The sequence below is a fragment of the Vibrio sp. V08_P9A1T1 genome, from assembly GCF_963874405.1.
GTDB lineage: Bacteria > Pseudomonadota > Gammaproteobacteria > Enterobacterales > Vibrionaceae > Vibrio > Vibrio anguillarum.
Map to the genome: position 1 here is coordinate 1 of NZ_CAWNIB010000171.1, position 3,699 is coordinate 3,699.

At 40.1% G+C, this 3,699-nt stretch carries 5 protein-coding genes; all 5 read right to left on the reverse strand.

The window, feature by feature from the left end:
* Positions 1–324 precede the first annotated feature (324 nt).
* Positions 325–1,332: a DUF4917 family protein gene (locus AACT21_RS07690; protein WP_094163934.1), complete on the reverse strand. Its 1,008-nt coding sequence runs from the start codon at positions 1,330–1,332 to the stop codon at positions 325–327.
* Between the two features lie 169 nt (positions 1,333–1,501).
* Positions 1,502–1,798, reverse strand: a complete 297-nt coding sequence (locus AACT21_RS07695) for a hypothetical protein (protein ID WP_094163936.1) — start codon at positions 1,796–1,798, stop codon at positions 1,502–1,504.
* Positions 1,799–1,994: 196 nt separating this feature from the next.
* Positions 1,995–2,549: a hypothetical protein gene (locus tag AACT21_RS07700; protein ID WP_094163938.1), complete on the reverse strand. Its 555-nt coding sequence runs from the start codon at positions 2,547–2,549 to the stop codon at positions 1,995–1,997.
* Between the two features lie 182 nt (positions 2,550–2,731).
* A complete protein-coding gene (locus tag AACT21_RS07705) occupies positions 2,732–3,070 on the reverse strand; it encodes a hypothetical protein (protein ID WP_254917186.1) in 339 nt (112 codons plus the stop codon).
* A gap of 136 nt (positions 3,071–3,206) precedes the next feature.
* Positions 3,207–3,699, reverse strand: a 493-nt coding sequence (locus tag AACT21_RS07710; protein WP_254917187.1) for a hypothetical protein, incomplete at its 5' end; no start/stop codon positions are given.

The window sequence follows — 3,699 nt, forward strand, 5'->3', positions numbered from 1 at the left end:
TCCAATAACTTGCCCTTTCCACACTTTGCGCCCTCTAATTCAACAACGCACCAGCGCTCAAACTAATTGAGGCAAACAAAGAATCTTGCCTGTTTTACGGTTTGAGTTAACCACGAATTTGAGGATAAAATGCTCATTTGCCGACAACACAAAACGAATGGCCGGAGAAATCCCACAAGATTGAACCCCTAATTTTACCTGAGTTGCATAACGCCCGCTTAAGTGGTGAGCAACGCAATGCGATGTTTCCGCACACCACCTAAATCACTCAACTTACTGCAAACCACAAACGCCACGCGTTGCGAATCCGTCTTAAAGCGTTTGTTAAGCATCATTGTTCCAGCACCCTGGACTTTGACTGTCGAAGAAATCGACTATAAAATCACGGCCAAAACTTTCGTAAATAATTTCTGATACTCTACGGCAGTATGCTTGATTATCTCCAAACACCGACACAGCTATTCGCCTGACATTCGATGCTCTTAAGCGCTCGATAATATGAACATCATGTTCTCCAAGCCCCCACCCATATATAACCAAACTGCGCCCTATATCTGGAATCACTTCTCTATATACAGTATTGAGGTAATGACTATTTTGGATTGAGCGAACTTTCTGACTAGAAACACCCTCACTTACGAACAGAGGAATACACTCGCCTGATTCCCACTCATGTAATATACTTCCCAACAAATCAGAGCCGACTCTGCTACTGAGCTTAATTTCCTCTTCTACAACATTGCGAGCTAAAGCCAGATTACCATGAGGATAGAAAACTAACGTTGTACGCTTATCTCGCCAGCTATACGGCTCTCTGAATCTATTCCAATCTTCATCAAATTCACCGCGAAGAAAACAATCCTTGAACTTATGCCCATCTTCATTGCGATTAGCTCTCATCATTACCCAATATAATGTAAGGTCATAATTTAATGACAAAACCGTTTTAAACCCACTTAAGAATTCACCTACTGTATCTAGGTCTCCCTCAATTTCATCGTATTCAGGGTGGATACTGCGCACAGCCTTGATTAAGCAATCTCTAACATGTTTGTATGCCTTTTTAGTTGCTTTATCTTTAATTTTTAGCGCTGAATTGACCTTATTTGCCTGCCAAACTAAACGCAATATCAACTCAAAATCATCTGTTTCGAAATGTTCAAAGAGCTTTTCTACATCTTTAGATAACAACCCATAATCGATTGCATGGTCTTTCAATGATGCGTATGTAAATGATTTATCTAGACTAATTGATGCACCATTACCCAATAATATAGCGCTTTTATATCTTCTGCTTATATCAAGCCAATCATATATCTCGTATGCCACCATTAACTCCTGATGCTTAACGCCCAATTAAGGGGTGAACAACGCCTCCACCCAAACCTAAAGCATTGTGCCATAAACACTAAATTTGAAGTAGAAGCAAAAATGCCGAGCGTTGTGAATCCCTCTTAAATTGCTTGTTATAACTAACTTTCAGCGTGTTCGGTTAGCTAAATTAATTTAGTTCGTAGTTAACAAAATTATTCCAATCACTAATTGCATCGTCAGCTGCATCAGAGTGCTTATGCATTGCATCATTCTGCTCTTCAACAAAGTCGCTAATACACTGTTTGTACCGCTGCACATCATCATTAAAGCTGTCTACTTCGTACTGACTTTTAAACTGAAAGGGTTTATATGGCTTAATGCAAGAATGGCTAGGCTGAAACATATCAGCAACTGCCATTCCGGAAGAAAAAGAAGAAATAGCAGCCACTAGTAAGCAGCTTCTGAGTTTGGAAATACGATACATAATTGTCCCCATTAAATTAGTGGACATTATACATTTATATTCAACAGCACTACTATCAAATTTATCGCAACTAGTTATAACGCCGCATTAAGGTGTGAGCAACGCTACCACCTAACCCAAACCATTGCGCCGTAAACACGAAACCCAACCTTAAACGGAAAATGCCAAGCGTTGGGAATCACTCTTAAATGCTTTGTTAAGCAGATGATTTACCAAGCTTTTTAGATATACCATCTTCTTGCATTTCTGGTATCTGCTCAATAATATAACTAAGTTCATCGACTATCTTATAAAGTTGATCATTAAAATCTTTTAGTTCTTGTACGGTGAAGCTTGCACTGTTCTTCCCAAAACGTTTTGAATCCCAATTAGCGCTAGAAAATCCCGTGCCAAAAATTTCATTATCACTGGTTCTTGCCCAACAAAAATGTGCAAATTTGTTTCTTGTTGTTCTCAGCTTATCTAACTGGTGATTTATCTGTGATATTTTCAAATGCAGATCTTCAGATACAATCTTGTTCCTATAACGTAGCTTATGCAATTCCAATGCGTCTTTTATAGAAAGTTGTAATCTAGCAGCACCCATTCCCCTCGAAAATACGCGACCAGGGAACTCAGGAGTAAACAACAAACGACTCAATAAAGATCCTAACAGAAATTCCACGTTAGACCATTCGACAACAACACGACCGATTAACGAGTAATGTTCATCAGTCAAATCTGTGTATATCGATGCGTGATTTAATGGCATTTTTACCAACCTCCAACTGTAATAATAAAGCCAAACGGCTGCTTAACGCCTTGTTAAGGTGTGAGGCACGCAATACCTAAGCTTCCGCATAACACCTTAACCACTGAGACCGACGCATAATAAAAATGCCACGCGTGCCGAATCACTCTTGAACAATTTGTTAGGCGACGACTTTTGGCTATCTAATGACCTCGAACAGCGAATGTAACACCGCAAACTATAAAAAGAACAATAAACCACAAGATTGCGGGCATCGGGTTTCCATTTTTAGCTTCAGACGCCAAATACGAATTGAACTCTCTTTTACTTTGTCTTTTGCCATGTTTCGTGGACAAATTATGCTGCCCCAACGGTGTCGTTCCCGACTCAACATACTGTTTCGCAGATGCGAGTGTAGGTACAGGACCAAAATCATGAGAACCGTTTGCAGTAAGTACAAGCCAGCCTGAACCTTGTTTTACGATAAATCGCCCATCATCCACCGAGTATTGCCCCGCTTGGATTCTAGTTACCTTAGCCAATATTATCTCCTAGTCGCCTAACGCCCAATTAAGGGGTGAGCAACGCTACCACCCAACCTAAAGCATTACACCGTAACCACTAAAAGTGAAGTAGAAGAAAAATGCCAAGCGTTGGGAATCCCTCTTAAATTGTTTGTTATATGCGTACCCATTGCTGCTCAATATCGTGCTTTAGAAGACTCCAATGACGCCGGCAAAACTCAGCCAACTCCAAAACATCAAATGTTGCATCATCCGTTACAACTGCAAATTTCCCCCTTATACCAGGGCTATTCGAATCACCAACACTTTCATATTGAACCCCTGCGAGGTGAGGCTTTACTCCCGACCAAGGACTCTTTGTCAAACGACAGTGCTTTGATTGATTTGCTAAATCAGCACAGATTTGAAGAGATTCATGACCTTCGATGAATTGTTTAGTTTGCTTAGAAGTAATACCGACTTTATTGAGATTTGACACCCAATCTTGTAAGTGGTGGCAATGAATAAAGAAGGAAAGAATATCATCCTCAACACATGCCCTGTCATCCCAAAAGATCAAATTATCTCCAGAGTATATATTTCTAATTCGTTTTAGATAACGCTCTACGCGATCAAACTGTTCCATATTTCCTCTAAAGCATATAACG

Bases quoted from the DNA above. Each gene is read 5' to 3' on its own strand.
- AACT21_RS07700 (WP_094163938.1), bottom strand. From the start codon at position 2,549: ATGCCATTAAATCACGCATCGATATACACAGATTTGACTGATGAACAT.
- AACT21_RS07690 (WP_094163934.1), bottom strand. From the start codon at position 1,332: ATGGTGGCATACGAGATATATGATTGGCTTGATATAAGCAGAAGATAT.
- AACT21_RS07695 (WP_094163936.1), bottom strand. From the start codon at position 1,798: ATGTATCGTATTTCCAAACTCAGAAGCTGCTTACTAGTGGCTGCTATT.